We start from the raw sequence: 25,486 nt of genomic DNA, 5'->3' as shown, positions 1-25,486 counted from the left end.
CGGTACAGTACAAACAGGATGTGGGATACTCAGAAGCTGGAGCGACGGGATATGGTGCACGCCTGCTCGCCGATTATGTTATGAAGCAAGTGCATCATTAACAACTGGAAGAGTGGGTGAAAGTTATGAGATTGGAAATCATCGCTACTTGTATGGATGATGCTCTAACGGCTGAGGCGAATGGCGCAGATCGTCTTGAGCTCATTACTGCCATTACGGAAGGTGGATTAACACCAGGAATAGGGTTGGTGGAGCAGGTAGTCAAATCGGTTAGCATTCCTGTCTTTGTTATGGTCCGTCCGCACAGTCGATCATTCATCTATTCCACGAATGATATTTTGACTATGGCTGCAGAGATCAGGCAGATTGCAGCCAGTGGTGCTTCGGGAGTTGTTCTAGGCGCATTAACACCGGAAAAAAAGATTGATGAGCATGCGCTTGAAATATTATTGCCGTTGACAGATGGCTTACAAGTAACCTTCCATCGTGCTTTTGACGAGCTGGAGGACCAAATTGCAGGTTATCGGACGCTTTGTAATTACCCGCAAATCACTCGTATTCTTACCTCTGCTGGACCAGGTCCGGCACCTGATGCCATTCCCGCTATGCGTAGGCTAGTAGAGGAATCAAGAGGTAGTTCGATAAGTATATTGGCTGGAAGTGGTTTGAAGCCAGAAGGTATTACATCTTTTATTCAACAGACTGGAGTCACAGAAGTACATTTTGGATCGGCTGTTCGTCATGGCAAAGACGCTTTGTCGCCAATCGATCCAGCAGCCCTGCGGGCGTTAGCTAAGAATATTCATTCGAACGGCTAATAATAGATAGTGAAAAGGTGAATGGTTATGCATAAGGCTGAGAGCTATGTAGTAGGAATTGATTTAGGTGGAACAAAAATTGCCGCAGCATTATTCGATTCAAAGGGTACTGTGTTGAATCGGGAATTAATGGAGACAGCTGGCGCGCGCACCGCTGAAGAGGTGGTGCAGCGAATGATCGGAATGATCCGCTCTGTATCCGAAGGCCGACCGCTGATTGGGGTCGGACTGGCTTCTCCTGGAGCTGTGAACAGCCAGGATGGAATCGTAATTCACGGTACCAATCTTCCTGAATGGGATAATGTTCCACTGAAACATTGGATGGAGTCAGAACTTGACATAGAAGTGAAAGTGGTAAACGATGCGAACGCTGCGGCATGGGGCGAGTATGTAAGAGGAGCTGGCAAAGGCTCGAACAACATGGTGTATGTTACCTTCAGCACAGGAATTGGAGCTGGAATTGTCATGGATGGTGAGCTACTGCTCGGAACGAACTCATTTGCAGGAGAACTCGGTCATAATATTATTGACCCGAACGGAACGGAATGCAGCTGTGGAAGATATGGATGCTGGGAAGTATTTGCTTCGGGTACAGCGATTCGGGACATGGCACTGCGGAGTATGGAGAGCAGAACGTCGATGATTACAGAGCTGGCTAGTAGAAGTGGTGAAAAGATTAATTCTCGACATGTCTTTGAAGCGATGGCACTAAAAGATCCGCTGGCTGTCGAGGTGATTGAGCGAACGATTCATTATATGGCGATTGGATTAGCTAACGCGGTACATACGTTTAATCCTGATCGCATTGTAATCGGTGGAGGCGTAAGCAAAGCTGGTGCACTACTGTTTCCGGCGCTGAGAGAGAAAACAGAAGAACTTGTCATGAAGCCGTATAAAGGAACTTATACTATTGAATCAGCAGGTCTGAGGGATGATGTAGGTCTTATAGGCGCTGCGGCATTATTTCATACCGTCTAGACTATCTGAACTATTTATCAAAGCTAGCAAAAACGGAGGGGTTGAAGAGGTGGGTACAAGAGAAGAAAGAACGAGATGGTTCTTGCAGGATAGATTCGGTATGTTCATTCATTGGGGATTATATTCCATTCCAGCACGAGGTGAGTGGATACGTGGAAACGAGCGAATGAGTAGAGAACATTATATGACGTATTTCAATGAATTTGACGCATCTCGATATGACCCGAAGAAATGGGCCAGCGCAGCAAAAGCAGCAGGGCAGAAGTATGCGGTCCTTACGACCAAGCATCACGACGGATTCTGCTTGTTTGATAGCAAGCTGACAGATTTTAAAGCGACTAACACGCCTGCTGGACATGATCTCGTTCGAGAATATGTAGACGCTTTCCGGGCTGAAGGTATTGCTGTAGGTCTGTATTACTCTATTATTGATTGGCATCATGATGATTACCCTGGATATGGCGATAAAGCTCATCCGGATCGGGACAATGAAGCGGCTAAAGACAAGCCGATTGATTTTGATCAATACTTGGAGTATATGCATGGGCAAGTGAAGGAACTGTTGACGAATTATGGAAAAATCGACATCATGTGGTTTGACTTCTCCTACGACAATATGACCGGAGAGAAATGGAAAGCAACGGAGTTAATCCGTATGATTCGCTCTATCCAGCCGGATATTATTATCGACAATCGTTTAGGTGGGAATATCCGCGCGGCCGAGCCAGAAGAATATGCTGGAGATTTCTTTTCTCCAGAGCAGATCATTCCTCCCGGTGGGATTGTTGACGTGAATGGCCAATCCGTTCCATGGGAAGCATGCATTACGCTTAATGATAACTGGGGCTATCATTCCGAAGATAAAAATTATAAATCCACCCAGCAGATCATTCGCTCAATGGTCGAATGTATCAGTAAGAATGGTAATCTCCTCCTTAATGTTGGACCTGATGCTAAAGGTGAAATGACACGGGAATCACTTGTCATCCTTGATGAAGTGGGCGAGTGGATGCGCCTGAATGGTGATAGTATTTATGGCTGCGGCAGCTCATTGCTTGCTAAGCCAGAGTGGGGTCGTTATACGCAAAAGGGCAACAAGTTGTATGCGCACGTCTACGACCGTGGAATTGGCCCGATCTATTTCCAAGGCTTGAAAGGGAAGATTAAAAAGGCTAGATTACTACGTGATGGTACCGAATTAAAGGTGGAGGTGCCGTGGATGGCTGAGGAATATTCGGATGTTGACGGCGGAGCGTTTATTACATTAAAAGGGGCTAAGCTTCCCGACGAGATGGATACGGTTGTTGAGCTTGAACTTTTTGTATAGTTGTTATTCACTATTATATCTCTTATGAGAACAGATCCTAGGGATTCACCTTAGGATCTGTTTATTTTGTTGAAAATATCAGAGGCGGGCCTTGCGGAAGCCTTCATATATATTGAGGACCGCAATTAAAATCAAGACTGCTATTCCTCCACCTACTAGCCCCGTTTCAAACTGGTTAGCTGTAGTAGTTAATAAATTAGACATGTAGTTAATGAATTCTTGGTTAAATACATTCGGATTAATAAGGATAATAGCGAATACAATAAGTACTAAAAGCTCGAGGGCCGTATTACATAATGCTAATTCTCTAGTCCATTGTCTCTTGATTAATTTATATATAGTTAATGCGACTTCTAATCCGATCACAATAAGAATAATAGGCCAATAATCAAGTAACACATGCTGATTAAAAGCTGGGGCTACGAAGTTAAGTGCGCCTTCACCGCCTCTATAGACTCTGATCAGGTGTTCAGCATTAAAATAAACAGTAGCCCAAATGGCAGTCCAAAGTAAACTTCCGAACACTTCGAAGCTTGTAATTGCTTTTTTCTTATGGACAAGCGCGATATCCTTCAAATCATCAGGAGTCCATTTCCTTAATTTTGTAGTAAGTGGATGACCTTCCTTTCCTTTATCCGCCCGTTCGATAATAGCGAACACAACAGTTATCCAAAAAAAGACTTGGATTCCTACTTCAAGGAAGGTTCCAATTCCTGTACTTATAACTGCAGTAACAATATCCGAAACTGTTTTATCGCCGTTATAGCCAATCAAGTAATCAGCAACCAGAGCGATTAAAGAAACAACTACAGCGATGGGTATAATCATTTTTAATAACGTAACATATAAATCGAAATAGCGTGGGCCGATGAGATACATGGGCTGATCGCGGTACTCACTAGCTAAAATAGCTGGATTGCCCAATTTTGCAAGGACGGCTTTTACCTCTTTTTCGTCATAATCATCCGGTAACATATCCTCGATGGTTGATCGTAATTCTAATGCGATGTCTTCCCGATTTTGTTCTGGTAACCTCCGAGTAACTTCATGAATGTAAATCTCAATCAGCTTCATGGTCATCCTCCCCTTGTAATAGGCCGTAAAGTTCTTTCGAATTCTTAAGCCATTCTTCCTTTAGCTGTAAAAAAATTTCTACGCCATAGTCACTTAGAACATAATACTTACGGGGTCTGCTCTCGGATGTGTCCCAGCTGCTCGTCACTAATTCCTGTTTCTCTAATCGGCGAAGTAATGGATATAGGGTGCTTTGATCGATGATGATGCTGGATTCCTCCAACAATTGAACGAGCGAATATCCATACTGGGGTGTTCGTAATTGACTTAAAACGGCTAGCGTTAACGTACCTCTCCTAAGCTCTGTGATTAAAGAATTTAATAAAGTACTCATTCACCCACCTCATTATATTTCTCGTTTAAACGCTATTCGTCCTTGAAAGGAGGCCGAAGACGTTTATATTTACTGTGTATCATACAGTATGTGTTTTATACTATGTATCATACACTATTGTTGTTCCAACATCAATTGAATAAAATAATCTCCTAAGAAATAAATAAGAAAAAATTATATTTGAGTGAAATACTCTAATTAAAGGAGGTTGTGAAATGATTTCATTCTATAGTGATATCCCGAATGCTTCTACATGGGAGGTGGGTATTTTAATAACAATGTCCCGGACTTGTTCTTCAGAATGATGGCTCTATCTATTGCTAGCAACCAGCTGTCAAGCATTCATTGGGCGATTCCATTTGGGGAAGAAGAAGTTGCTAATATGCTGAGCCGAGCGGAGAGTGTTCTGGAGTGGTATGATGATGATCAAACCTATATTCCGAAGTGGTATTTGGCAAGCGTGTAGGATTCCTACTGAGCTTGACTCCTTATCAGTTTACTAGTATACTCATATTAACCAATCAAATAACACCTAAAATAAACAAACGATGGACGTGACCAAATGAGAAGCAATGGATTCACTGAAGATAACCAATTAAGCTTATTGATCTGGTTGCGGCTGGTTAGGGTATATGAGAATAGTAACGATCTTTCCAATGAATTCTTGAAGCAATTTAACTTAACCGTTAATCAATTTGATACCTTGGTACAAATATTATTACACCAGCCTGTAACACAGATGGAAATTGCCGAGCATCTAACCATTACTAAAGGTGGGGTATCCCATATGCTTGGCAGATTAGAGAAGGAAGGATGGATTGAACGCAAACAGGATTGGAAAGTGAAGTACATTACTTTAACGGAAAAGGGCCAAACACTTATTGAGAAGGTACTGCCCTTACAATCGGATTTCCAAGCCTCGTTATTCGATCCACTGACAGATGATGAGAAGAAAGTGTTTTACAGCATGCTTAAAAAGATTCATCGCCATAGCCAAGATGAGAATCGACTCCCGCGAGGTGTTCAGTAGTGACGCAAAAGCTTTATTGATAATAAAGCTTACTTTTTTCTTCGTCAGTATACTAGTAAACTAAAATACAACATTTATTTAGGAGGCTATTATAATGAAACAACAACTAATAAACGGACAACATCATGTATCGATGATTACTAAAAACGCTAAACAAAACTTATGGTTTTATACAGAGGTACTGGGACTGAGACTTGTAAAGAAAACGGTCAATCAAGATGATCCATCCATGTACCATCTATTTTATGGAAATCGTAATGGCGCCCCTGGCACTGAGGTATCTTTCTTTGAAATGCCAAATGCAGGTCAGACCCGCAAAGGGACGAACAGTATTAGCTCTTTCTCCCTTCTTGTCCCTAGCGATGAAGCCTTGTCGTATTGGGCTAGTCGATTAGATTCTTTTGAAGTTCTTCATGAAGCGATTGTAAGTATCGGGGAACATAAGTCGCTTACTTTTTATGATAGAGATGAATTGACGATCCATTTAGTATCGGCTGAAAAAGATAACGGTATCGAGTTAGTTGAGCCGTGGATTACAGAAGACATCCCTCCAAAGTATGCCATCGTTGGGTTAGGTCCTGTTGTATTGACTGTACGTGAGACTAGCCGCACAAAGGCGGTTTTGGAAGATATCTTGGGCTATACAAAAGTTCGGACAGTACCCTCCATGGGGGATTCGAAAGTGATGGTAGATATATATGAAACAGGGAAGGGTGGTTTATACACCGAGATCCACGTCAAAGAAGTAAATGATAAAGACCGGGAGAGACCAGGGAAAGGCAGCATCCATCATGTGGCTATAAGAGTGAAGGATGTCGAAGAACTAACCGAATGGGCCTCCAAGATCACTGCTGCAGGCTTTAAAAATACAGGGGTCATTAATCGTTATTACTTCCATTCCTTGTATTTTCGGGATCCGAACCATATTCTTTTTGAGCTTGCTACAGATGGCCCAGGATTTGAGATTGATGAAACTTTTGACGCGCTAGGAGAGAATTTGACCTTACCTTCCTTTCTGGAAGAACGTCGTGAAGAGATTGAATCGAAGCTTCCTCCTATCCAATGAACCTAATATAACCATGAAAAGAGGACATAATCATGATGGAACAATATAGAGTCGATGAGAATAAAGGGTTGGAGCTAGGTTTATACACATTAGGTGATCACACCACAGATGCCTTAACAGGAAGCAGCGTTTTTCTTTTAAAAAGAAGGGCACTGTTAGCCTGTATATGACTATCTATTGCACATTATGCAATGGAATGGAGTTCATATTCTAGATAAATCTCGTAAATCAATAGAATCAATAATAATATCGACATAGACATGAGCAAGAACTTATCCATTTTGTTAAATATCTGGAAGTATATTATTTGAGGATTCATTTCTGAAAAGGGGGAGTAGTGTGACGAATAGCCTTATTGCAAATAGCAGGTTATATAGTCAAATGATTGCAGGCTCTTTACATCACACACCAGAGCAGGTCGTGAAGAAAATGGGGGCTATGCAAGCGCAAGACTACATGCAGGCGGTTTGGGCCATCGGACTACGTTCTCCTGCTGCGAAATTAGCTGATATAGAGCGTGCAATCGCTGACCGTAAAATTATTCTTACTTGGACGCTGCGGGGTACGCTTCATTTCATCCCAGCAGAAGATGTAAAGTGGATGCTACAGCTCACTGCACCGCGTTTAGCATCACAAACGAAGCGGCGAATGGCTGAGCTTGGACTTGATGATCAAACACTGGAGCGCTGTAGAAAAATTATAGTGGAAGCTTTAAAGGGCGGGAAGCAAAGGGATCGTTCGGCCCTACTTCAGTTAATAGAAGAAGAAGGCATCCATACAGGGAATCAGCGGGGTTATCATATGCTCTGGAATAGTGCCTATCAAGGACTGATTTGTTTTGGTCCTATGAATGGTAAACAGCAAACGATTGTATTGTTAGAGGAATGGGTGCCAGATTGCCGAGAACTATCTTATGAGAAATCGTTGCAAGAACTCGCCTTGCGGTATTTTACAGCCCGTGGATGGGCGACCGTTCAGGACTTTGCTTGGTGGGCAGGCATAACCCTTACAGATGCTAGACGAGGATTAGAAACTGTGAAAAATGACCTTCAATCGGCGGATATAAATGGCAGGGAGTATTGGATGTCTACCGATCAACTAGCTCGTGCGGATGAAGACTCCACGGGTGTCTATTTACTTCCGGGTTATGATGAGTACATTCTTGGTTATAAAGACCGGAGTGCTGTACTTGAGCCTGAGACGGCTCCTTTAATTGTCCCTGGAAACAATGGTGTTTTCCTGCCGATGGTTGTTGTAGGTGGCCAAGTTATGGGTACATGGAAACGTACGATTAAGAAAAAAGGAATAGAAATGGTCATTCATCCTTTTGGAGAGCTCAGGAAGGCTGAAGAAGCAGTGTTTAAAGCTGCTGAAAAATATGCTGCATTTATCGGGCTGCCGATCCTCAATCTTAGCGTGAAACGGACTACATAATCATTATTTGCCCATAAAAGCTCATTTTTTAGGTTATCGGACTCCAATGCACTTATATCGTTCCAAGAGGCTCATTTTTGTATTGTTTCGATTAGCTCTGTATAATAACGGAACCCGCCAGGCGTCACCTGCCGGGTTTGCTACCCCAATTACATGATCAAAAAGACTAACCAGAAAAGTCTGGCTAGTCTTTTATTCTGCTGATTTTTATTTTTTTACTTTTATGCCCATGGCTTGCGCAACCTTAGTGAATACTTCAGTGTTTTCGTATACTCCTGTAAACAACTGAGCGTTTTTGCCCATGGCCGTAATTGGAATATCCACTGCTGTATGACCTGAAGTCGTCCAGTCTACAACGAAATTCTGTTTGGAGTTAGCGATGGCAAACGGACCATCTTCTTTGGAAATGCCATCACCTGATTCATCTTCAGCGTCTACGGCTTCAATAGAGAATCCACCTGTTTCATGGTCGGCGAGAACAAGGACAAGGGTATCCGGATTCTTTTTAGCAAAATCTTTGGCAACCTGCACGGACTTATCTAACTCTTGCCCCGCTTTAATCGTCATCTTGGCATTGTTTTGGTGTGCAAATTCGTCGGTACCCTCTTCTTCAACCATCAGGAAAAATCCGTTTTTATTTGCTGCAAGCGTGTCTATCGCTTTTTTTGTCATTTCAGGCAGGGATACAACCGGGTTGTAGATATCTCCTTCACCCTCTGGCTTCTGCTGGAACATTTCCTCATTTGCAAATAATCCGAGAAGCTTGCCGTTTTTCGCCTTTTGCATATCTGTTTTATTCGTTACGTAGGAGTATCCAAGCTGCTTAGCTTTGTCTACAAGGTTACCTTGCGTACCTTTGCTTTTCTCTGAAGGATCTTCAGCTGGCTCATCTGCGAACTTACCTGGATTCCCAGCAGGATACCAGAAGTCTTCGCCTCCACCGAGAAGAACGTCAACTTTGCTCTTGGTCAGAAGCTGCAGAGCGATGTCACTTTGTTTGGAGCGATCTTCGACATGTGCACCGAAGGCAGCGCCTGTAGCATCAGTAATTTGGCTGGTAGTTACAACGCCTGTAGATTTCCCTGCTGATTTTGCATATTCCATAATGGTTTGGACGGACTTTTTATCTGCATCCATCCCGATGGCTCCGTTATAAGTCTTGACTCCGCTGGCATAGGCTGTGGCTGAAGCAGCTGAATCTGTAACAGGGACAGTGGAGCTTGTATGAATTAGTCCAGCATATGGCATAGAATCCATCGCTAGATTACCTTTTTCACCTACTGTAGCTAGGCGGATGGCATTGCGCTGGGCAGTACCCATTCCGTCACCGACAAACAGAATCACATTTCTTGTGTTAGATGAAGCTGCATTGGCCTGATTTGGTGCTTGTGTAGTGACTACGTTGGAAACGAAGAGAGCAGTTGCTGCAGTGGCTACAATTGCCGTCTTCACGCCGTACTTTTTCGGTGATTTCATAATTTCCCTCCTAATGTATGTCTACAACCTCATACTATAGTAATTACATTAAGAGAATGTTTTCGGATATTGTAAAAAATGTAAATTGTAGCGTGCTTGAAAGCATAGGATTTACAGTAGGTAAGATTTCAAAATAAAATATATCTAGGTGTATTATTACAATATTGAATATATTCATTTCCAAATACAGATTTTAAATGCTGCTCTTCCTGAAGAATAAGTAAATGAATGGCTATAATGTTAAGAAAGAATATAATTAGTGTTAATGAATTTGGATACATAAGATACAATCCAAGAAACATGAGATCAAAACCGAGAAATGCGGCATTTCTACTAAATTTATATATACCGTGCGTGATGAGCTTTGTTACAGTAGACTTATCAATCCCAACTCTCCACGAAGTACGCATGGCAATCATTGCTTGTATGAAAATGGAACATCCGAGCGTTACTACACCAACACCGATAAAGTGAATCACCGGATGATTAAAATGTTCTCCTACTAGTGTAACTATGTATGACTCCGCTAAGGAAAACGTAAACCACGCTGCTCCCCACACAAAAGTAGTAGTCTTAACGAACAGCTCGGTATAATGGATTATAGATCGTTTTTTTCCTTTAGCTAATACGTTTCCTTTAATATGATTCTTCTTGTAAAGTATAACGAGCTTCAAAAGGTAAGATATAAGGAATATGGAGAAAAGAATTAGGGATAGGATATTTTTTAGATTACTCATTGGAATTACCTCCTCACTAATACATATGAATGATTGCTCATGTGTTTACTTATATCTTATTTCCTGATGCTGTGCATGTCAACTAATAGGAGGATAATGTGAAAACGTCAACGTATAAAAGATGGTGGCTAGGGGTCCTGTTTATAGCGCTTGTTGCATTAGTAAGTACTGGAATCGGAATGCTGGTCAAGCCATCGGGGGTGTCAACATATATTTCAAAAGAGTATAAGGTCACTTTGAAGTATCCCTCCGAGTGGGTAGTGAATCCAGAATATGATGAGAGGTATCAGGGGCACGACGGATTTTTTCAATTATCCGCTATTTCTGGAGAGGGGGTATCCATCGATGAAGTAGCAAACATGGATGCATTTCATCAACTGAAGCCTTATGGCTCCGATCCACAAATTATTGAACTGACACTAGAGGGGCTAAAAGCGGAAGAGAAAGCACGATTGATTGTGCCTTCTGCTGATCAGCAAGAGGAATGGAATCATCAGGCTGCTATTATTTTGAAATATCCAGAAGCGGTAAAAATAGGAGATTCCTTCTACAATTATTTTATTTTATGGGCGGATATAAAACATGTGGAGGACATAGGTCAGACTGTTCGATTTACTGAAAAACCGTAAAGTGTTTGCGCACGAAGAAAGTCTGCTGGCTGAATTACCGGTATTTCTAGGAAATATTCCAACTGCCATTTTTGTGTTTTTTGAGCTTGACGACTCGTGGGATGATCCCATGGCGGGTACACTCGTAGTGCTCTTTTGCCACCGTCACCTTTATTGGATAATATATCTTGTTTACCTAGCACAGCTTTTGGAAATACAAATTGACCAAAGTGATTCTCATTGCGTGTACTTATAACGAAGAGATCAGCAGTATCTGATATATCATAGGGCTGGATGGGGCCATCTCCAATTCTCTCCCATAACGTGACAAACTGCCCGATCTTTGTAGGTGTGATTTTTGCAACACGAAATCTAATGGATAGTGCGTTTAAATTAAATATATACGCCCCATAATCAGCATTGTGTGGTTCATGAATGAGGTCAGGGCAATCAAGATTGCACGGGTTATATACAAGCTCTTGGGTAGCGAGCAGATCACTATGAATGATACTTGAACCGCTTTGATTCTTAAATTTCATCTGTTCAAATCTCCCGGTTGAGTTCCTTAGAAACTCCTAATGTTCTTTATCTTAATGCAAGAATAGGGAGTTCACAACCGTGAACAGAGCAGCTTTCCCTTGAGACTGGAGGTAGTCGTATGGAATCCATACATAAATTAATTGAAATTTTTAAGCTGAGTGTTCTGAATATAGAGTCTGTTCCTGATTCGTTCAGTTCTGAAGTGTATAAACTTACTCTTTTTAACCTAGACAACGTATACGTGAAAATTCCATACAACAGGGATAAACTAGTTCGTGAATTTGAGATGCTTGAAAGACTAAAGGGTGTTATACCCGTTCCAAAAGTATTGGATTTCTGGGACGGTGATGATAGGAGTGTCGGTGCATTGCTTCTCTCCGCTATAGATGGGGGGCCTTGTACGAGTAACCTTGATCAGAGTCTGGCGTTTCAAATCGGTAATTATCATGCCATGCTTCATGAAGTTTCCATGCCAGCGTATGGATGTTATGGATCCGATGGTTTTCAGACAGTAGAGAACAATAGCTGGAGATTATACCTGAAAAATAATTTTGAAAAGTGGAAAGAACCTTGTAAGGAGGTCCTTCATCCTGATTTATTTGAGAAATGTATTACTCACTTTGATAGCGTATATTCGGCGTTACCTGAACCGGATGGGCCTAGTGTTGTTCATATGGATTTTCGACCAGGCAATATATTAATAAAAGATAATCGAGTCGTTGGTATAATTGATTACGAGAGCGCTCGTGGTGGTTCCACTGGAATTGATTTCACAAAAATAAACCGATACGTCTGGGAAGTGAACCCGCTAACACGGCTCCCTTATGTGCAAGGCTACGAATCGGTTCGTCCTTTACTTGATCTGGAAGCTATAATACCGTTTTATAGTTTTTATGATGCTTTTAGTGCGGTAGTTTGGTGTAAAACCAGAGGGATCGAGAACAATAAGGCCTTTCTTCAGGAAAGTATAGAGGTATTGCAAAGATCTACAGAAGGAATAAATGGATGGGGGAAAATATGAAATTACTTTATTGAATAATACTAACCATAGTTAGGCTAGACTTGGAATGTTCAGAAGTGGTTATGACGAAAGTGTTTGAATTTCAAGGAAAAGAAAAGTAAATAAATAGAAGTGAAATGTTTAATCGTATGGGGGAGTATAAGCTTTGGAAATAAAGAATAAACAAGTCGAACAACGGTATTGCCCTTTATGTAAAGAATTAAATCATTGTGGTGCTAATAATGGTGATTGTTGGTGTTTTCATACGGAAATTCCTGCAGAACTACTAGAAAGGGTACCTTTGGAACTGAGTGGTAAAGCCTGTATCTGTCAAAGCTGTGTAGAGGCGTTTAAAAAACATTAGACAGAAATTTAACTAACTCAAGACGAAAACAGTAATTATATTGTGTATACTTAAATAGTAATATAAAAAAACATATGGGGGAAACAGATGAGAAAGCCTATAATTGCAGTTGATATGGATGACACGATATGCCATCTAGTCAAACGAGCTATATACCATAACAACAATGATTTCCCCACTCATGTACTGAAGTACGAGGAGATGCTTGATTGGAATACGGATCATTTACGTCATCCAGATTGTACACAAGATGTATTCTATGGGCGGCCTGGTTTATATGAGGAGCTTGAATTATTCGACGAGCATGTTGTAGGTGAAATGGAGAAGCTACACAATGCATATGATGTTATTATTGTTACCGCGGCCCAGCCCAATGCAGTTGTTGAAAAATGGAACTGGCTGCAGAAGCATATGCCGTTTATTCCCATTGAAAATTTCTTCCCTTGCAAACGAAAGAATCTTATTAATTATGATCTTCTGATCGATGACGGGGTTCACAACTTGGTTCCTGCCTTACAGGACGGAAAGAAAGTACTCTGTATTCCGCATCCATGGAATTTGAGAGCCCGTGAACAATATGGATTTCCATTATTGACCTCCTGGGAAGGTGCGAAAGAGAAGATTGATCAGATGTTTGAAAATTCAAGAGACTAACTGATTTGAGGAGAGTTGCTCACATAGGGCAATTCTCTTTTTTTATGCTTTTTAGATTTTTTTACCTATTTTTACGTAACTACTTCATCTGTCGTAGTAATTATGGTATACTGCAACTACTACGACAGATGAAGTAATCATAGGGGGTACCATTTTTGATCAGCAGTGATGTTATACGTGGTTACAACGATACGATGATCCTCTACATGCTGCTGGATGGGGAATCCTACGGGTACGAGATTTCCAAGAATATCAGGCAGCTGACTCAGGAGAAGTATGTCATGAAGGAGACAACGCTGTATTCCGCCTTTACCCGGCTGGAGAAGAACGGATACATTGAATCCTTTTATCTGGATGAGAGTCTTGGCAAGCGGCGCACATATTACCGGATTACCCCGCTGGGTCTCGCCTATTACCGAGAAAAATGTGAGGAATGGAAGATTACGCAGGAAGTTGTAAACCAATTTATCAAGGAGTGGTGATAGTGCATGGAGACGATCATAGTATATCTGGATAATATGTTTGCTAGTCTGCCAAAGACTTCGGAACTGGAGCATTTGAAGCAGGAGCTGCTGTCCGGGATGGAAGATAAGTACCTGGAGCTGAAGCGGGAGGGCAAGTCTGAGAATGAGGCGATCGGTATCGTTATTTCGGAATTCGGAAATATTGAGGAGCTGACTGCTGAGCTAGGCATCCATCCAGCCGGACAGGAAAAGACTGTGCCCATACTTGGTGAAGAAGAGGTTTATGCTTATGCGGCTGCCAAACGTAGCTCTGGATTATGGACCGGTCTCGGTGTTTTTCTCTGCGCATGCGGGGTGGCGCTATTGATTACTCTTAGTACATTGTTTGAAAATAATGCTGATATGGCTGATAAAGGTTCGATGCTGGGGATGGTCGGAATGTTCGTGCTGGTCGCTGTGGCCGTTGGGATGTTCATTCATAGCGGCATGAAACTCGAGCGCTTCGAAAGTCTAGAGCAAGGCTTTCAGCTACCTTATGCGCTCAAAACGGCGCTTCAGCGCAGTCAAGCCCTTTATGCTCCGACTTATCGCCTGGCTTTGATTGTGGGCGTCTGTCTTTGTGTGCTGTCACCTACCTTTATCTTCGCAACTTCGTATGTCAACGATGACTATGCTCCATATGGAGTTGCTGCTTTTCTGTTTATTGCGGCTGTGGCGGTGTTTCTGTTCATTTATTACGGGAATATTCAGGGAACATATACGAAATTGCTGGAGGAGCCGAACATCGCTGCAGAGAAGCAGGAAGAGAACCGATTTGTTGGAGTTGTTGGGGCTGTGTTGTGGCCGTTGGCGACGGCGATTTTCCTGTTTACGGGCTTTGTCTATGGGCGCTGGGACGTTAACTGGGCTGTATTCCCAATTGCTGGAATCCTGTCCGGCATGTTCAGCAATGTGTATCATATTCTAAAGCGCAAAAATGTCTCCTGATTATGCTGACTGCACATTAAGGTAACCTCATCCTTTGGAGGTTACTTTTTTTCTTTTGTCCAATTTGCTGGGATATCATTGACATGATGTATTAAATGTATTTAAATGGAATAGACCGACGGTCGGTCTATAAAAAGGAGGACTCAGAATAAATGAGAATTTCCAAAGAAGCAGAAGAACGCAGAAATGAAATATTAGATAAGGCAGAAATGCTCTTTTTTACGAAAGGTTATGCGGGAACTACAGTGAACGACATCTTGCAGGAAATCGGGATTGCCAAGGGCACGTTCTACTATTATTTCAAGTCGAAGGAGGAGGTTATGGAAGCAGTAGTCACACGATTCATCGATGCTGGAGTGGACGTTGCGAAGATCATTGCTGCTGATTCAAAGCTCTCCGTACATGAAAAGCTACTACAAATCATAATGGCGCAGAAACCTGATTCGGAGAGAAAGGGTCACATGATTGAACAGTTTCATCAAGCTGAGAATGCACTAATCCATCAGAAAAGCTTGGCTGAAACGATTTTGAAGCTGACCCCTGTGTTGACAGAGGTGATTGAGCAGGGAATCGAGGAGAGCTTGTTCCACTGTCCTTATCCTAAAGAAACGATGGAATTTCTGTTGGTCGCCTCACAATTTTTAATGGATGAAGGGATTTTTAAGTGGCAACCGGAAGAGATCATTCTCAAAATTCAGAGCTTTATTTATATTATGGAGACTACGTTAGGAGCTGAAAAGGGAAGCTTTTCCTACGTAGTGCAAATGTTTGAGTAAGGTCCGAGCAGGGAGGATGAATGAGATGCAGGGGAGAGATCGGCAATGCTGCTACAAATTGTGAAAAAAGATTTTCAAAGAAATAAAATCATAACGATTGTTTTATTTATTTTTATGATGTTATCGGCGTTGCTTGCTGCTTGTGCTTCTCAAGTCATTATGGAATTGTACGGTTCTTTAAGTCATCTGCTGGATAAATCAAAAGCTCCCCATTTTGTTCAAATGCATGCTGGTCCAATAGATCACGCAGCTATTCAAAAATTCGCCGCTACAAATTCACTTGTTAAGAATCAACAGACCGTAGAAATGCTAAGGATAGATGGCTCGAAGATTGTCTTGGGGAACAGCAATAAGTCGGAAGAGAACAGCGTAATGGATATAGGTTTTGTTAAGCAGAACCCCTCATTTGATTTGCTGCTGAATTTAGAGAATCAAGTGATTAAGGTATCTGAAGGAGAAATCGCAGTTCCTATTTATTATATGAAGCAGAATGATCTGAACATAGGTGATCAGGTTACCCTTTCCAATGGACAGTTAGATCAAAAATTTATTGTTACGGATTTTGTTCGAGACATCCAAATGAATCCAGCTATTGTTAGCTCTAAGCGCTTTGTCGTAAATGACACGGATTATAATGTACTTAAGAAGAACCATGGAGAAGTTGAGTACCTAATTGAATTTCAAATCACCGATTTAAGTAGACTTAGCGAGTTCCGGAATACCTATCAATCCTCAGATATGCCCGGTAAAGGACCCATGATAGACTATCCTTTGTTTAAGACGCTGAATGCGCTGACAGATGGGATTATTGCAGTTGTCATTATTTTAGTAAGTATCCTTCTTATGATTATTGCCACCTTATGTTTAAGGTTTACGATGATCGCGACCTTAGAGGAGGATTATAGAGAGATTGGCGTCATGAAAGCCATTGGGATCTCGCAGCGAGATATTAGAAGGATCTATTTGGCAAAATATATGGTGATGGCAGCAAGCGCTTCACTGCTCGGATATTTATTATCTTTGGGTGTGGTGCGATTGTTTACAGCGAATATCACATTGTACTTGGGGACTGCTCCGAAAACGATCCTTCAGCCTATTGTTCCAGTCTTAGCGGTCGGTTTGATTTTCGGCATGATTGTGTTCTTTTGCAGCGTTATTCTTAGAAGGTTTAATCGTATAACCGTAGTAGAGGCTTTAAGGTCAGGGAGTGTGGGAGAGTTGAAAGGCAATAAAAGAAGAATAGTGCTGAGTAAGCGCAGGCATATAAATGTGAATGTTTTTCTTGGCCTAAAGGATGTTTATGGACGCTTCACCATGTTCGGATTGTTATTCTTCGTATTTGTGATCTGTCTGTTTATCATTCTTGTGCCAGTAAATATATTGAATACCCTTCAGTCCCCTCGGTTTATTTCTTATATGGGTGTAGGTCAAAGTGACATGAGAATAGATTTGCAGCCATCTGATCAAATAGAGAAGCGATTTAATGAACTGATTACGACGCTAAATAAGGACTCCGATATAGCTAAATTCTCACCATTAATTACTTCTCGATTTAAAGTGCTCGGCAGCGATGGCGTATGGGAGAATATCAATGTTGAAACAGGAGATTTCTCTATTTTTCCGCTCACCTATGTTAACGGAGGAACCCCTGAAAGTAGGGAAGAGATTGCCCTTTCTGATTTGAATGCCAAGGAATGGAATAAAAGGGTAGGGGATAGCGTTCTTTTGGAGGTTGACGGCACTTCGAAAAAATTGAAGGTTAGCGGGATCTACCAAGATATAACGAATGGAGGCCGAACTGCAAAAGCCCGATTACCTTATGACCCGAAGTCCGTGCTATGGTATATCGTAGCTTTAGATGTGAATCCGAATGTTTCCGTTCAGGAGAAAATGGATCAATATGCAAAGTTATTTTATCCAGCCAAAGTTACTCATCTAGAAAGTTATTTATCTCAGACGCTTGGGAATACGATTCGCCAATTAAAGCTCGTCACTGGCTTATCCATTGCCATCTCGATATCAATTTCAGTATTAATTACTGCTTTATTTCTAAAAATGCTGCTAGCGAAGGACGTCTCGCAAATTGCAATTTTGAGAAGCATTGGCTTTACGTTAGAAGATATTCGAAAGCAATATCAGGTAAGGCTACTACTGGTTTCGGGCCTCGGAATCATTCTAGGAACCTTTGCAGCTAATACCATCGGTCAAAAATTCACTCAATTACTCGGATCTTTTATGGGAGCATCAAAAATACAGTTTGTAGTTAATCCGGTGGTAGCTTATTTTGTTCTCCCTCTTTTTTTCATGCTCATTGTAGCACTCACAACCGTAGTAAGCACGATATCGATGAAGAAATCCAATTTATCTAAACTGATTGTCGAATGAGGGTGAGGTGGTAGTATGTTCATATTAGAGACGAAGGGGTTAAATAAAACGTTTGTAACCGGGCAAGGAACCCCACAGACGGTATTAAAAGATGTTCATCTACAGGTATCAAAGGGTGAATTCGTAGCTTTAATGGGACCTTCTGGCTCAGGGAAATCAACCTTGCTCTATACGATCAGCGGTATGGATCAGGTGACTACAGGCAGTGTTGTTTTTAAAGGGCAAGAAATCAGCGGTCTTTCTGAGAGTGAATTAGCTGAACTTCGTCTACATCAAATGGGATTTATTTTTCAGCAGATGCATCTTTTAAAAAACCTGACGATTCGGGACAATATCATTTTATCCGCTTATCGAGCTAAAATCGTTAGTCGTAGAATCATCAATAACAGAGCCGCTGATCTAATGAAAAAAACCGGAATCTCCGCGCTAGCTGAACGGGATATTACACAAGTGTCGGGTGGACAACTGCAAAGAGCAGCAATCTGCAGGTCTATCATCAATGAGCCTGATATTCTCTTTGGTGATGAGCCAACAGGTGCACTGAACTCTAAAGCTGCTAGTGAAATTATGGATATCTTAATAGATATTAATCAGGCGGGTACAACGATTGTGCTGGCTACGCATGATGCGAAAGTCGCTGCTCAGGCAGAACGGGTTCTGTATATGCTGGATGGCAGCATAGCTGCTGAGCACTGGCTTGGAAAATTCAATCACATAAATGGGGACTTAAAAGAGCGGGAAGAGAAGTTGTCGACGTGGTTGTTTAAATTGGGATTCTGATTGTATAGGAAAGGGATATTGGTCAGGCTTTGAATCGGGAAGTGTAAGCAAAGATGCTTTTTGTACGCTTATTAAGGCATACCGCGATCATGGCGGCGGGGTGTAACTAAGTATATTAAAGGAGAACTTATATATGGTTGTAGTAAACGCTACTATGGAGGATATAAGAGGATGGCTGGACCTGGCGGCAGAGGTGGAGACCCTTTTTGGACCGATGGTAGAAGATCCCAATTTCACTCTAGCGTTAGAAAAAAATATCACTCGACAAAGCGCTTTTTGTGTACGAGAAAACAATGGTTCGCCAGGTTCAAGATTACTAGGAGCTGTGTTACTCTCTTCATCCAAAGCCCCTAATTACAAGATTGGGTGGTTATCTGTTTCAGCCATAGAGAGAAATAAAGGAGTCGCGACAGCCCTTCTTAACTATATTCTCGAAAGTATCGAAACCCCAGCAGAGATATTTGTTACTACATTTGGTGAGGATCATCCAGAGGGTCAACCTGCTAGAAGATTTTATCAGAAGTTTGGTTTTGTTCCTTTGCAGGATAAGGAACCGGAGGGTCCTGAAGGTGGCTCAAGGCAAAATTTTAAGCTGGAGATTACTCCCAAGGGTTCGTTATGAACAAAAAGATTGTTTTATCGACAATTTCATTGTTCTTCTTAGCGATTTCTTTCAGCCCATTGTTCAACTATATCCGTGAGTATATGATTTCAGATCAAATCAATCAGCGTTATGAGATCAACCATGCTGAAAAAGGATATAACACGTTAAACGTTCAAGAACTAACGGTTGATGATAAGCATATTAAGATTGAGGAAGAACATACAGGCAGGAAAGCAGAATTGACAATTTGGGATGAAGAGGAGAATGTCCCGCCTGGAGATATTGTGAAAGTTCAGTTTTTATTAAATGGTCAAAAAATCTCAACCCCTGATGAAATATGGTTGTCTAATCGGGAACGAGGAAGCAGATATTTCTCATGGATAGATATCCTTACTGTTGAGGATCGAATGACTGGCGAGAAAGAAATTAGTATAGTCCAAAGACTTACAGATGATAGTCAGCCGATGGAAAAGAGAAAATGGAAAATAATCACGATCTCACATGATGGCAGTATAGAAGAAAAGGTGCTGAGTTATGCTCAAAGAAGTAACAATCATCTAGGGGTGAAGCTGATCGAGTTCTCGGGTACATCACTTATGGGTATGGGCTACTATTCGGATATTACTAAAAGTTATCCAAGTGTATTTTTCCCTCTAATTTATCCATTTTTAACAGGTGTTGTGGGAATCTTCTTATTGATCATTATAGTTGTTCAATTACTGATCGAGCTTCATAATAGACGCGTTATTAGGGAAAACGGGCGATAACGGTCATAAGATATGTTCTAAAATTACTTATAATTACGAATCACCTTTAACTTGTTCAAGGTTAATAAAGCAAACAGTAGTAGCAGGACTCCGATGGAACCCATGACAGGGGCTGGACTGAAGTGATCGGACAGGAATGAAACAGCTGTAAGACCAAGTGAGGGTGCTACACTCATAATGGAGCCAAGTACACCGAAGACTCTACCTTGTATATCCTCTGAAACTTCCAGTCTGAGGATTGTATTTATCAGCAATGTACAGAATGAGAACATAAAGCCAATTAGAAGAATGATGGGAATGGCTAAGGTAGCAGTAGTGACGAACGATAATAGGAGGTACAGGGGACCCAGACACAGCAGTCCAGTCATGATAAAGAAGCCGCGATTCTTTAATTTGGAGCCGAGAAACAAGATCATGCTGGAACCAATCATATAACCTAGAGGAATGCAGGCTTCCATGAGTCCAAACTGAAAGGGACTAGAATTCCATACTTTGACGGCCATAACTTGCGTTAGCATCAGTGAAGGCATAAAGAACAAAGTGAGCGTAGGAAGCATTATGATTATTGCCCGGGCGAAGGGGTTTCTCCAAATATAACGAACGCCATCCGCAAGATCCTGTGTAAATTTTCTTTCTTCTTTAGGTCCGGTATTCACTCGGTTTGGGAGTGGAAGGGAGCGGACAGCAAGAACTAGTAGAAAGGAAACGAAAAATGTAGCTCCATCAAATAATATGGCATCTGCCGCTCCAAAACTCGCTACAAAAATACCTCCAGCGGAATACCCAATCGTCCGAAAGACATTCTCTGACAGGTTCAGAATCCCGACTGCTTTTTGTACATGTTCTTTTCCAACTACAGTGGTAATTGAAGCTTGATACGCAGGGGATTGGAATAATGCTGAGACTGTCGTAAGTCCCGTTAATATGGCCACGATAATGAATGATGTAGAAGACATGGAAATGGCTAAAGCAAGCGTAACTGCTAGACCGCAGCTTATCAAATCAGTGATTAACATAATGGTTCTGCGATTGATCCGATCTGCGAGTGTGCCTCCTATCGATCCGAGGAAAGAACTGAGCAATAAATTGATTATCGTAATAATGGCAATCATTTTAGCGCTTCCGGTGGTCTGAAGTACCCATAAACTTAAAGCAATGCTGTGAAAGGTATTTCCAAACAAGGAAATGGAATACGAGCTGAGTAGCAGCATAAATCTCCGGTTTCCCCAAAGAGTTGGATAGGATTGAGCAGTGGTGGATGCATGTTTTCCTAATACAGGATCTGTCATGGTAACTCTCCTCTCAACTTAAACGCTTAAGTGAATATCGAAAAAAAATTAATCAACAAAATAACGATTATTCTCTTGTTTGGAGTAGTCAGGACGATGTAATAACTCCTGCATTAGTTCAAAAGCAGTGGCTGATTTATCCCCAGTGAATATGAATTTCTGAACGTCTTCTCCAAGCATTTCTGGGCAATTACAGGTACATAGAACAGAAAGACGTGTGAATACCCCGGATTTTTCAACACAACTTCCGATAAACTCATTAATAACTATGGCCTCTTTGTAAATCCCCTCCGATAAAATTGTATTCAATTCCTCCATATTTTGAACTTTGAATATTGCTTTCTCAGGTAAAGGAAGACTGTCTTGGATAAAGTGAGTGAGCAGGGTGTTATTGAAGCTCTCCATAATTAAACAAACCTGTGAAAGATCCTCCGGCATTATCTTTTGTAGAGCTGAACGATAATTGTAAAGAACTTGCTTAAACAGCTTATCTTCAATCATGCTGTCGATCAAAATTAAGGGAATCCCTTCTACAAAATGCTTGGAAATCGAATAGAAGGATTCCTCGCGGACATCAATCAGAAAGACGGCTTCGAGTTTTCTTTCGACGATGATATCCAGTGAAGGATGGTCGGTACCAAGAGAGTATAACATCGTATGATATCCGGCATCCGTTAAACGCTGTTCCAAAGTACGGATAAATGTGAACTGGGCATAGAGTTTCCAAGGGGGCATATAAGCAGAATTATTGATAAGTATTCCTATTAATCCCGTTTTTTTATTAGCTAGCGAACGAGCTGCTAGGTTTGGAATGTAATGAAGCTCTTCAGCCAGTAACAGAATTTGATTGCGGGTTTTCTCAGGAATGGTTTGGTTATTGACGCGGTTCAGAACATAGCTCACAGTTGCAACGGAGACATTTGCTCGTAGCGCGATGTCCTTCATTGTAGTCTTTTTCACCAGTAAACTTCTCCCTTGCTGAGATATTTATTTCCAAATTTTATCACTAAAACTTGAGAAGAGTCAACGAGTGACTTTATACCAAGAAGAAAATGATTTATGTGTTCATTTTTATAATTTGGGTAAATAGATTTAAGAACCTAAATCAGTCAGCGAGAAGAGGTGTGACTCATGGGAACGAATTTTAAACGGGAAGCGGGAGAGTTGTGAAACCGCTTTAGATACTGACACAAATTTGTGAAATCATTCACTTAATTATTAAGAATTTTAATATATAATTAATTTATAATCAAAATTAGGGGGAAACGAAAATGAGACTATTTAAAATGATTTTAGTGGCTGGGGTTTCGGTAGCAGTATTGGCAGGTTGTGGAGCAAATGAGGATAAAGCAACCAATTCGGCGGCAACTACGGCTCCGGCTGCTGAGCAGACAGATGCTGTCACTACAGCATCGATTGTCAATCAAGCAGATGCATTTACTAAGGCTGTTAGCAAAGATGGAAACTGGATTGTTGCGATTCTAAATGATGTAACGATTCCAGAAGAGGTTGTTGTAGCTGGAGAATTCCATGATAAAGGCGCGGCTGATGGCGACATCTACCGTAAGATTGCCCTTTATTCGCAAGATGCTGATCACAAGATCACTGCTACTTATACACTAACCGTACCAAAGTTTACAGTACAAAGTGAGAATTTGAAAGTTGAAGGCGGAACGATTAAAGGCGATGTTTATGTAGAAGCGAAAGGTTTTACTCTACCTGAAACCGCAACGATTGATGGTAATCTTTACTTCACAAGTGAGGATCTGAAAGCATCTGCAAAGATTGATGGAAAAGTGACTGGAACAACAGAAGTTAAATAATTTCGTAATTAACTTATACAGTAGAAGCCAATCCATAGACTATGGGTTGGCTTTTTTCTTTTCGTTTATATGAACTTTAGTTGATTTTCTTAATATTGAACTTATAATATTACTACCACTACTAGGAGGAACACATATGTCTAAGGAGTATTCACGCACATATATCGAAAGTGTAAAGCTTGAAATGTTAAATAGATTGGGACTTAAGCAAGTGTTCTTTAAGGAGCAAATAGGTGACGGCCTGATTTTTGAAGCGGTTGGTTTTGATAAAGGGAGCAAGCATCGTTTTTGTGTTAGACCGAAGACGAAAACAATTGACGAATTTATTTCAGGAAAATGGATGAAGGTCCGCAGCTTTACAATCAAAAGTGTGGAAATTTAAAATTGAATTCTAAAAAGGGAACCCCATTTAAATCGGAGTTTCCTTTTTTATTTTTGAGAAGGCTTCATTGATAATGTGAAGTATCGCCGTACAGATCGATGGTTGTATTGTTGTCAGTTAAGGTTACTTTACACAATGCTGTAGAGAGAATATCCGGTAGTTCCCCTAATTCCTGCAGTGATTTATTGAGAAAATGAGCCATAATGACTTTCAGGGTCATCCGATGTGTGACAATAAGTACCTCATGTCCTTCATTATCGTTAATGATACGCTCAATAGTCGGCGTTACTCTTTGTTCAAGCTGACTATAGGTCTCCCCTGGGGCTAGTGGAATAAAAAGATCAGGTCTGGTGAAAAAATGGGTGTACTGTAATGGATATTCTTGTTCAATCTGATCTGTGTTCATTCCCTCCCAAATGCCCATGTTAATTTCCATTAATGAAGCTTGCTGTTGAATCGATAAACTACGATTTCCTCGCAAAATCTGCGCAGTATGCAACGCCCTTGGACTAGTACTAGAATAAATGGCTCCTAAATTCTCACCTTCCAAACGTTCTCTCAACCATTCCGCTTGCTGTTCCCCCAAGGTTGTTAACGCTGAATTTTGATGTCCTTGCATTCTTTTCTGCAAATTCCATTCAGTCTGCCCGTGCCGGGTTAGAAATAATACTGTCTTTTTCATTAACGAAACCTCCCTTTTGAATAGTTGTAAGTATAAGATAAATAATTATAAATAAACAATATATAATAGTTAATATCCATAATGTGTAGTTATAGTAAGAAGGCCAAACATCCGTTAAATATGATTTTATTTTATATAGTTAGGAAGAAATCAGGATGAACTATCATGTATTAAAATTGTTTTATTATGTTGCGATAACAGGGAGTGTGACCAAAGCCTCCGAACGTTTGCACATAAGTCAACCCGCTATATCAGCGCAGATCCGCAAATTTGAACGTGAGAATAATATCGTATTATTAGAGGTCATAGGAAAGAGAATGGTGTTAACACCGATTGGGGAAAAACTGATCGAACCACTTGAAAAGTTATTTGCGATGGGTGAACAGGTACAGCAGATAATTGAGGATTATCATAAATTTCCTGCAGGCCATATTCGGATTGCAGGTAATTATCTGGCCACAAGTATACTCATCCCCCGGTGGGCATCATTATTCAAACAATCTTTTCCGGAGGTTAAAATTCAGATCTCTACTGCTAATTCTCATGAAGTCATGGAACAATTAAATAACTTTGAAGCGGACGTGGCGATTTATAGTGATATGGCGTTTCCTTCTCATCATACAGGGGTGTTCGAACATCGGGAGTTGTACAAGGACGAGTATGTGTTCGTAGTTTCTTCAAATCATTCTTTAGCCAAGCAGGAGGTTAGTTTTGAGGAAGTGATGGCTGAGGCATTTATTATGAGGGAGGAAGGTAGTGCAGCCAGAGAGAGAATTGTACAATTATGTGAAGAAAGAAAGGTACAACAACCGAAGATCGAACTGCAATTTAATGGAGTAAATGAGGTTATTCAAGCCGTGATTGCCGGTTATGGGATTAGTTTTGTATCGGCGTTGTTAGCAAAGCCTTATCTTGATCAGGGTATGTTAGCCACGGTCGAAGTGGAAAATGTAGTCTCTAAGCATTCGATATGGATGAGCCACAGAAAGAAAGAGCTTCAAGAAAGCTATATCCAGTCATTTATTAAGCTTGTCATGAAGCAATTAAAAGAAGAGGTTAATTTATACTCGATTCCAACGCATACACCTTAATTAAAATAACGTATGA

The 25,486-nt window shown here is 41.1% G+C and carries 28 protein-coding genes and 1 pseudogene; 21 read left to right on the top strand and 8 right to left on the bottom strand.

The window, feature by feature from the left end; all coding sequences use genetic code 11:
• The first annotated feature begins 125 nt into the window (after positions 1–125).
• From CA600_RS24110 to CA600_RS24100, 3 genes are read left to right on the top strand one after another with little or no spacing between them, the layout of a single operon-like run.
• Positions 126–818 (top strand): copper homeostasis protein CutC, encoded by a 693-nt coding sequence (locus CA600_RS24110; RefSeq protein ID WP_094873472.1) that lies wholly within the window; start codon positions 126–128, stop codon positions 816–818.
• A 27-nt stretch (positions 819–845) separates the two neighbouring features.
• Positions 846–1,796 (top strand): ROK family protein, encoded by a 951-nt coding sequence (locus CA600_RS24105; RefSeq protein WP_094873470.1) that lies wholly within the window; start codon positions 846–848, stop codon positions 1,794–1,796.
• 49 nt (positions 1,797–1,845) lie between these two features.
• On the top strand, positions 1,846–3,123 hold the full coding sequence (locus tag CA600_RS24100) for an alpha-L-fucosidase (protein WP_094873468.1): 1,278 nt from the start codon (positions 1,846–1,848) through the stop codon (positions 3,121–3,123).
• A 78-nt stretch (positions 3,124–3,201) separates the two neighbouring features.
• On the opposite strand, the gene CA600_RS24095 is transcribed toward CA600_RS24100, so the two are convergent.
• Both CA600_RS24095 and CA600_RS24090 read right to left on the bottom strand, forming a co-directional pair.
• Positions 3,202–4,197 (bottom strand): HAAS signaling domain-containing protein, encoded by a 996-nt coding sequence (locus CA600_RS24095; RefSeq protein ID WP_094873466.1) that lies wholly within the window; start codon positions 4,195–4,197, stop codon positions 3,202–3,204.
• Positions 4,184–4,531 (bottom strand): PadR family transcriptional regulator, encoded by a 348-nt coding sequence (locus CA600_RS24090; RefSeq protein ID WP_076129886.1) that lies wholly within the window; start codon positions 4,529–4,531, stop codon positions 4,184–4,186. The genes CA600_RS24095 and CA600_RS24090 overlap by 14 nt, the downstream gene beginning before the upstream one ends.
• 262 nt (positions 4,532–4,793) lie before the next feature.
• Here CA600_RS24090 and CA600_RS24085 point away from each other — a divergent pair.
• The 4 genes and pseudogenes from CA600_RS24085 to CA600_RS24070 form a co-directional block, all read left to right on the top strand.
• Positions 4,794–4,997, top strand: a pseudogene (locus CA600_RS24085) (phosphotransferase family protein); the annotation flags it as partial.
• Positions 4,998–5,093: 96 nt separating this feature from the next.
• The gene (locus CA600_RS24080) at positions 5,094–5,561 is read left to right on the top strand and encodes a MarR family winged helix-turn-helix transcriptional regulator (protein WP_094873465.1); all 468 of its coding nucleotides are present in this window, start codon (positions 5,094–5,096) and stop codon (positions 5,559–5,561) included.
• A 94-nt stretch (positions 5,562–5,655) separates the two neighbouring features.
• The gene (locus tag CA600_RS24075) at positions 5,656–6,627 is read left to right on the top strand and encodes a ring-cleaving dioxygenase (protein WP_094873463.1); all 972 of its coding nucleotides are present in this window, start codon (positions 5,656–5,658) and stop codon (positions 6,625–6,627) included.
• Positions 6,628–6,966: 339 nt separating this feature from the next.
• A complete protein-coding gene (locus CA600_RS24070) occupies positions 6,967–8,061 on the top strand; it encodes a winged helix DNA-binding domain-containing protein (protein ID WP_094873461.1) in 1,095 nt (364 codons plus the stop codon).
• A gap of 207 nt (positions 8,062–8,268) precedes the next feature.
• Here the strand turns inward: CA600_RS24070 and CA600_RS24065 are convergent, their stop codons facing one another.
• Positions 8,269–9,537, bottom strand: a complete 1,269-nt coding sequence (locus CA600_RS24065; protein WP_094873459.1) for an alkaline phosphatase — start codon at positions 9,535–9,537, stop codon at positions 8,269–8,271.
• Between the two features lie 128 nt (positions 9,538–9,665).
• The gene (locus tag CA600_RS24060; RefSeq protein WP_094873458.1) at positions 9,666–10,274 is read right to left on the bottom strand and encodes a methyltransferase family protein; all 609 of its coding nucleotides are present in this window, start codon (positions 10,272–10,274) and stop codon (positions 9,666–9,668) included.
• Between the two features lie 98 nt (positions 10,275–10,372).
• Between CA600_RS24060 and CA600_RS24055 the strand changes: the two genes are divergently transcribed.
• Positions 10,373–10,903 carry a hypothetical protein gene (locus tag CA600_RS24055; protein WP_094873456.1) on the top strand — a complete coding sequence of 177 codons (531 nt, stop codon included), beginning with the start codon at positions 10,373–10,375 and terminating at the stop codon, positions 10,901–10,903.
• Here CA600_RS24055 and CA600_RS24050 read toward each other — a convergent pair.
• On the bottom strand, positions 10,873–11,421 hold the full coding sequence (locus CA600_RS24050; protein WP_094873454.1) for a MepB family protein: 549 nt from the start codon (positions 11,419–11,421) through the stop codon (positions 10,873–10,875). The two genes, CA600_RS24055 and CA600_RS24050, sit on opposite strands and share 31 nt — an antisense overlap.
• A 119-nt stretch (positions 11,422–11,540) precedes the next feature.
• On the opposite strand from CA600_RS24050, the gene CA600_RS24045 reads away from it, so the two are divergent.
• The 10 genes from CA600_RS24045 to CA600_RS24000 all read left to right on the top strand — a co-directional run bounded on the left by CA600_RS24045 (position 11,541) and on the right by CA600_RS24000 (position 20,203).
• Complete coding sequence (locus CA600_RS24045; protein WP_094873452.1) at positions 11,541–12,443, top strand: phosphotransferase family protein; 903 nt, start codon at positions 11,541–11,543, stop codon at positions 12,441–12,443.
• A gap of 145 nt (positions 12,444–12,588) precedes the next feature.
• A complete protein-coding gene (locus tag CA600_RS24040; protein ID WP_256989992.1) occupies positions 12,589–12,786 on the top strand; it encodes a cysteine-rich CWC family protein in 198 nt (65 codons plus the stop codon).
• 87 nt (positions 12,787–12,873) lie between these two features.
• On the top strand, positions 12,874–13,440 hold the full coding sequence (locus tag CA600_RS24035; RefSeq protein WP_094873450.1) for a 5' nucleotidase, NT5C type: 567 nt from the start codon (positions 12,874–12,876) through the stop codon (positions 13,438–13,440).
• 155 nt (positions 13,441–13,595) lie between these two features.
• A complete protein-coding gene (locus tag CA600_RS24030; RefSeq protein ID WP_094873448.1) occupies positions 13,596–13,922 on the top strand; it encodes a PadR family transcriptional regulator in 327 nt (108 codons plus the stop codon).
• A 6-nt stretch (positions 13,923–13,928) separates the two neighbouring features.
• A complete protein-coding gene (locus tag CA600_RS24025) occupies positions 13,929–14,891 on the top strand; it encodes a permease prefix domain 1-containing protein (RefSeq protein ID WP_094873446.1) in 963 nt (320 codons plus the stop codon).
• Positions 14,892–15,043: 152 nt separating this feature from the next.
• On the top strand, positions 15,044–15,667 hold the full coding sequence (locus CA600_RS24020; RefSeq protein ID WP_094873444.1) for a TetR/AcrR family transcriptional regulator: 624 nt from the start codon (positions 15,044–15,046) through the stop codon (positions 15,665–15,667).
• A 45-nt stretch (positions 15,668–15,712) separates the two neighbouring features.
• Complete coding sequence (locus CA600_RS24015; protein ID WP_094873442.1) at positions 15,713–18,052, top strand: ABC transporter permease; 2,340 nt, start codon at positions 15,713–15,715, stop codon at positions 18,050–18,052.
• A 15-nt stretch (positions 18,053–18,067) separates the two neighbouring features.
• Positions 18,068–18,832, top strand: coding sequence for an ABC transporter ATP-binding protein (locus CA600_RS24010; RefSeq protein ID WP_094873440.1), 765 nt, complete (start codon positions 18,068–18,070; stop codon positions 18,830–18,832).
• Between the two features lie 133 nt (positions 18,833–18,965).
• The gene (locus CA600_RS24005) at positions 18,966–19,454 is read left to right on the top strand and encodes a GNAT family N-acetyltransferase (RefSeq protein ID WP_094873438.1); all 489 of its coding nucleotides are present in this window, start codon (positions 18,966–18,968) and stop codon (positions 19,452–19,454) included.
• Positions 19,451–20,203, top strand: a complete 753-nt coding sequence (locus CA600_RS24000; RefSeq protein WP_094873436.1) for a hypothetical protein — start codon at positions 19,451–19,453, stop codon at positions 20,201–20,203. The genes CA600_RS24005 and CA600_RS24000 overlap by 4 nt, the downstream gene beginning before the upstream one ends.
• A gap of 23 nt (positions 20,204–20,226) precedes the next feature.
• Here the strand turns inward: CA600_RS24000 and CA600_RS23995 are convergent, their stop codons facing one another.
• Together CA600_RS23995 and CA600_RS23990 are read right to left on the bottom strand one after the other, a co-directional pair.
• The gene (locus CA600_RS23995) at positions 20,227–21,492 is read right to left on the bottom strand and encodes an MFS transporter (RefSeq protein WP_094873434.1); all 1,266 of its coding nucleotides are present in this window, start codon (positions 21,490–21,492) and stop codon (positions 20,227–20,229) included.
• Positions 21,493–21,540: 48 nt separating this feature from the next.
• Positions 21,541–22,452: a LacI family DNA-binding transcriptional regulator gene (locus tag CA600_RS23990; protein ID WP_094873432.1), complete on the bottom strand. Its 912-nt coding sequence runs from the start codon at positions 22,450–22,452 to the stop codon at positions 21,541–21,543.
• Positions 22,453–22,763: 311 nt separating this feature from the next.
• Here CA600_RS23990 and CA600_RS23985 point away from each other — a divergent pair, with 311 nt between their 5' ends.
• Both CA600_RS23985 and CA600_RS23980 read left to right on the top strand, forming a co-directional pair.
• Entirely contained in the window at positions 22,764–23,315 is a 552-nt protein-coding gene (locus tag CA600_RS23985; RefSeq protein ID WP_094873430.1) for a polymer-forming cytoskeletal protein, read from the top strand.
• 136 nt (positions 23,316–23,451) lie between these two features.
• Positions 23,452–23,697 (top strand): hypothetical protein, encoded by a 246-nt coding sequence (locus CA600_RS23980; protein ID WP_042189863.1) that lies wholly within the window; start codon positions 23,452–23,454, stop codon positions 23,695–23,697.
• A 64-nt stretch (positions 23,698–23,761) separates the two neighbouring features.
• On the opposite strand, the gene CA600_RS23975 is transcribed toward CA600_RS23980, so the two are convergent.
• Positions 23,762–24,379, bottom strand: coding sequence for a histidine phosphatase family protein (locus tag CA600_RS23975; RefSeq protein ID WP_094873429.1), 618 nt, complete (start codon positions 24,377–24,379; stop codon positions 23,762–23,764).
• A 155-nt stretch (positions 24,380–24,534) separates the two neighbouring features.
• Between CA600_RS23975 and CA600_RS23970 the strand changes: the two genes are divergently transcribed.
• Entirely contained in the window at positions 24,535–25,470 is a 936-nt protein-coding gene (locus CA600_RS23970; protein WP_094873427.1) for a LysR family transcriptional regulator, read from the top strand.
• Positions 25,471–25,486: the final 16 nt, after the last annotated feature.

It is taken from the genome of Paenibacillus sp. VTT E-133280, from assembly GCF_002264385.1.
Lineage (GTDB): Bacteria > Bacillota > Bacilli > Paenibacillales > Paenibacillaceae > Paenibacillus_AQ > Paenibacillus_AQ nitricinens.
Note: the sequence above shows the minus strand (reverse complement) of the source record. Positions and strands in the feature narration are given on the sequence as shown.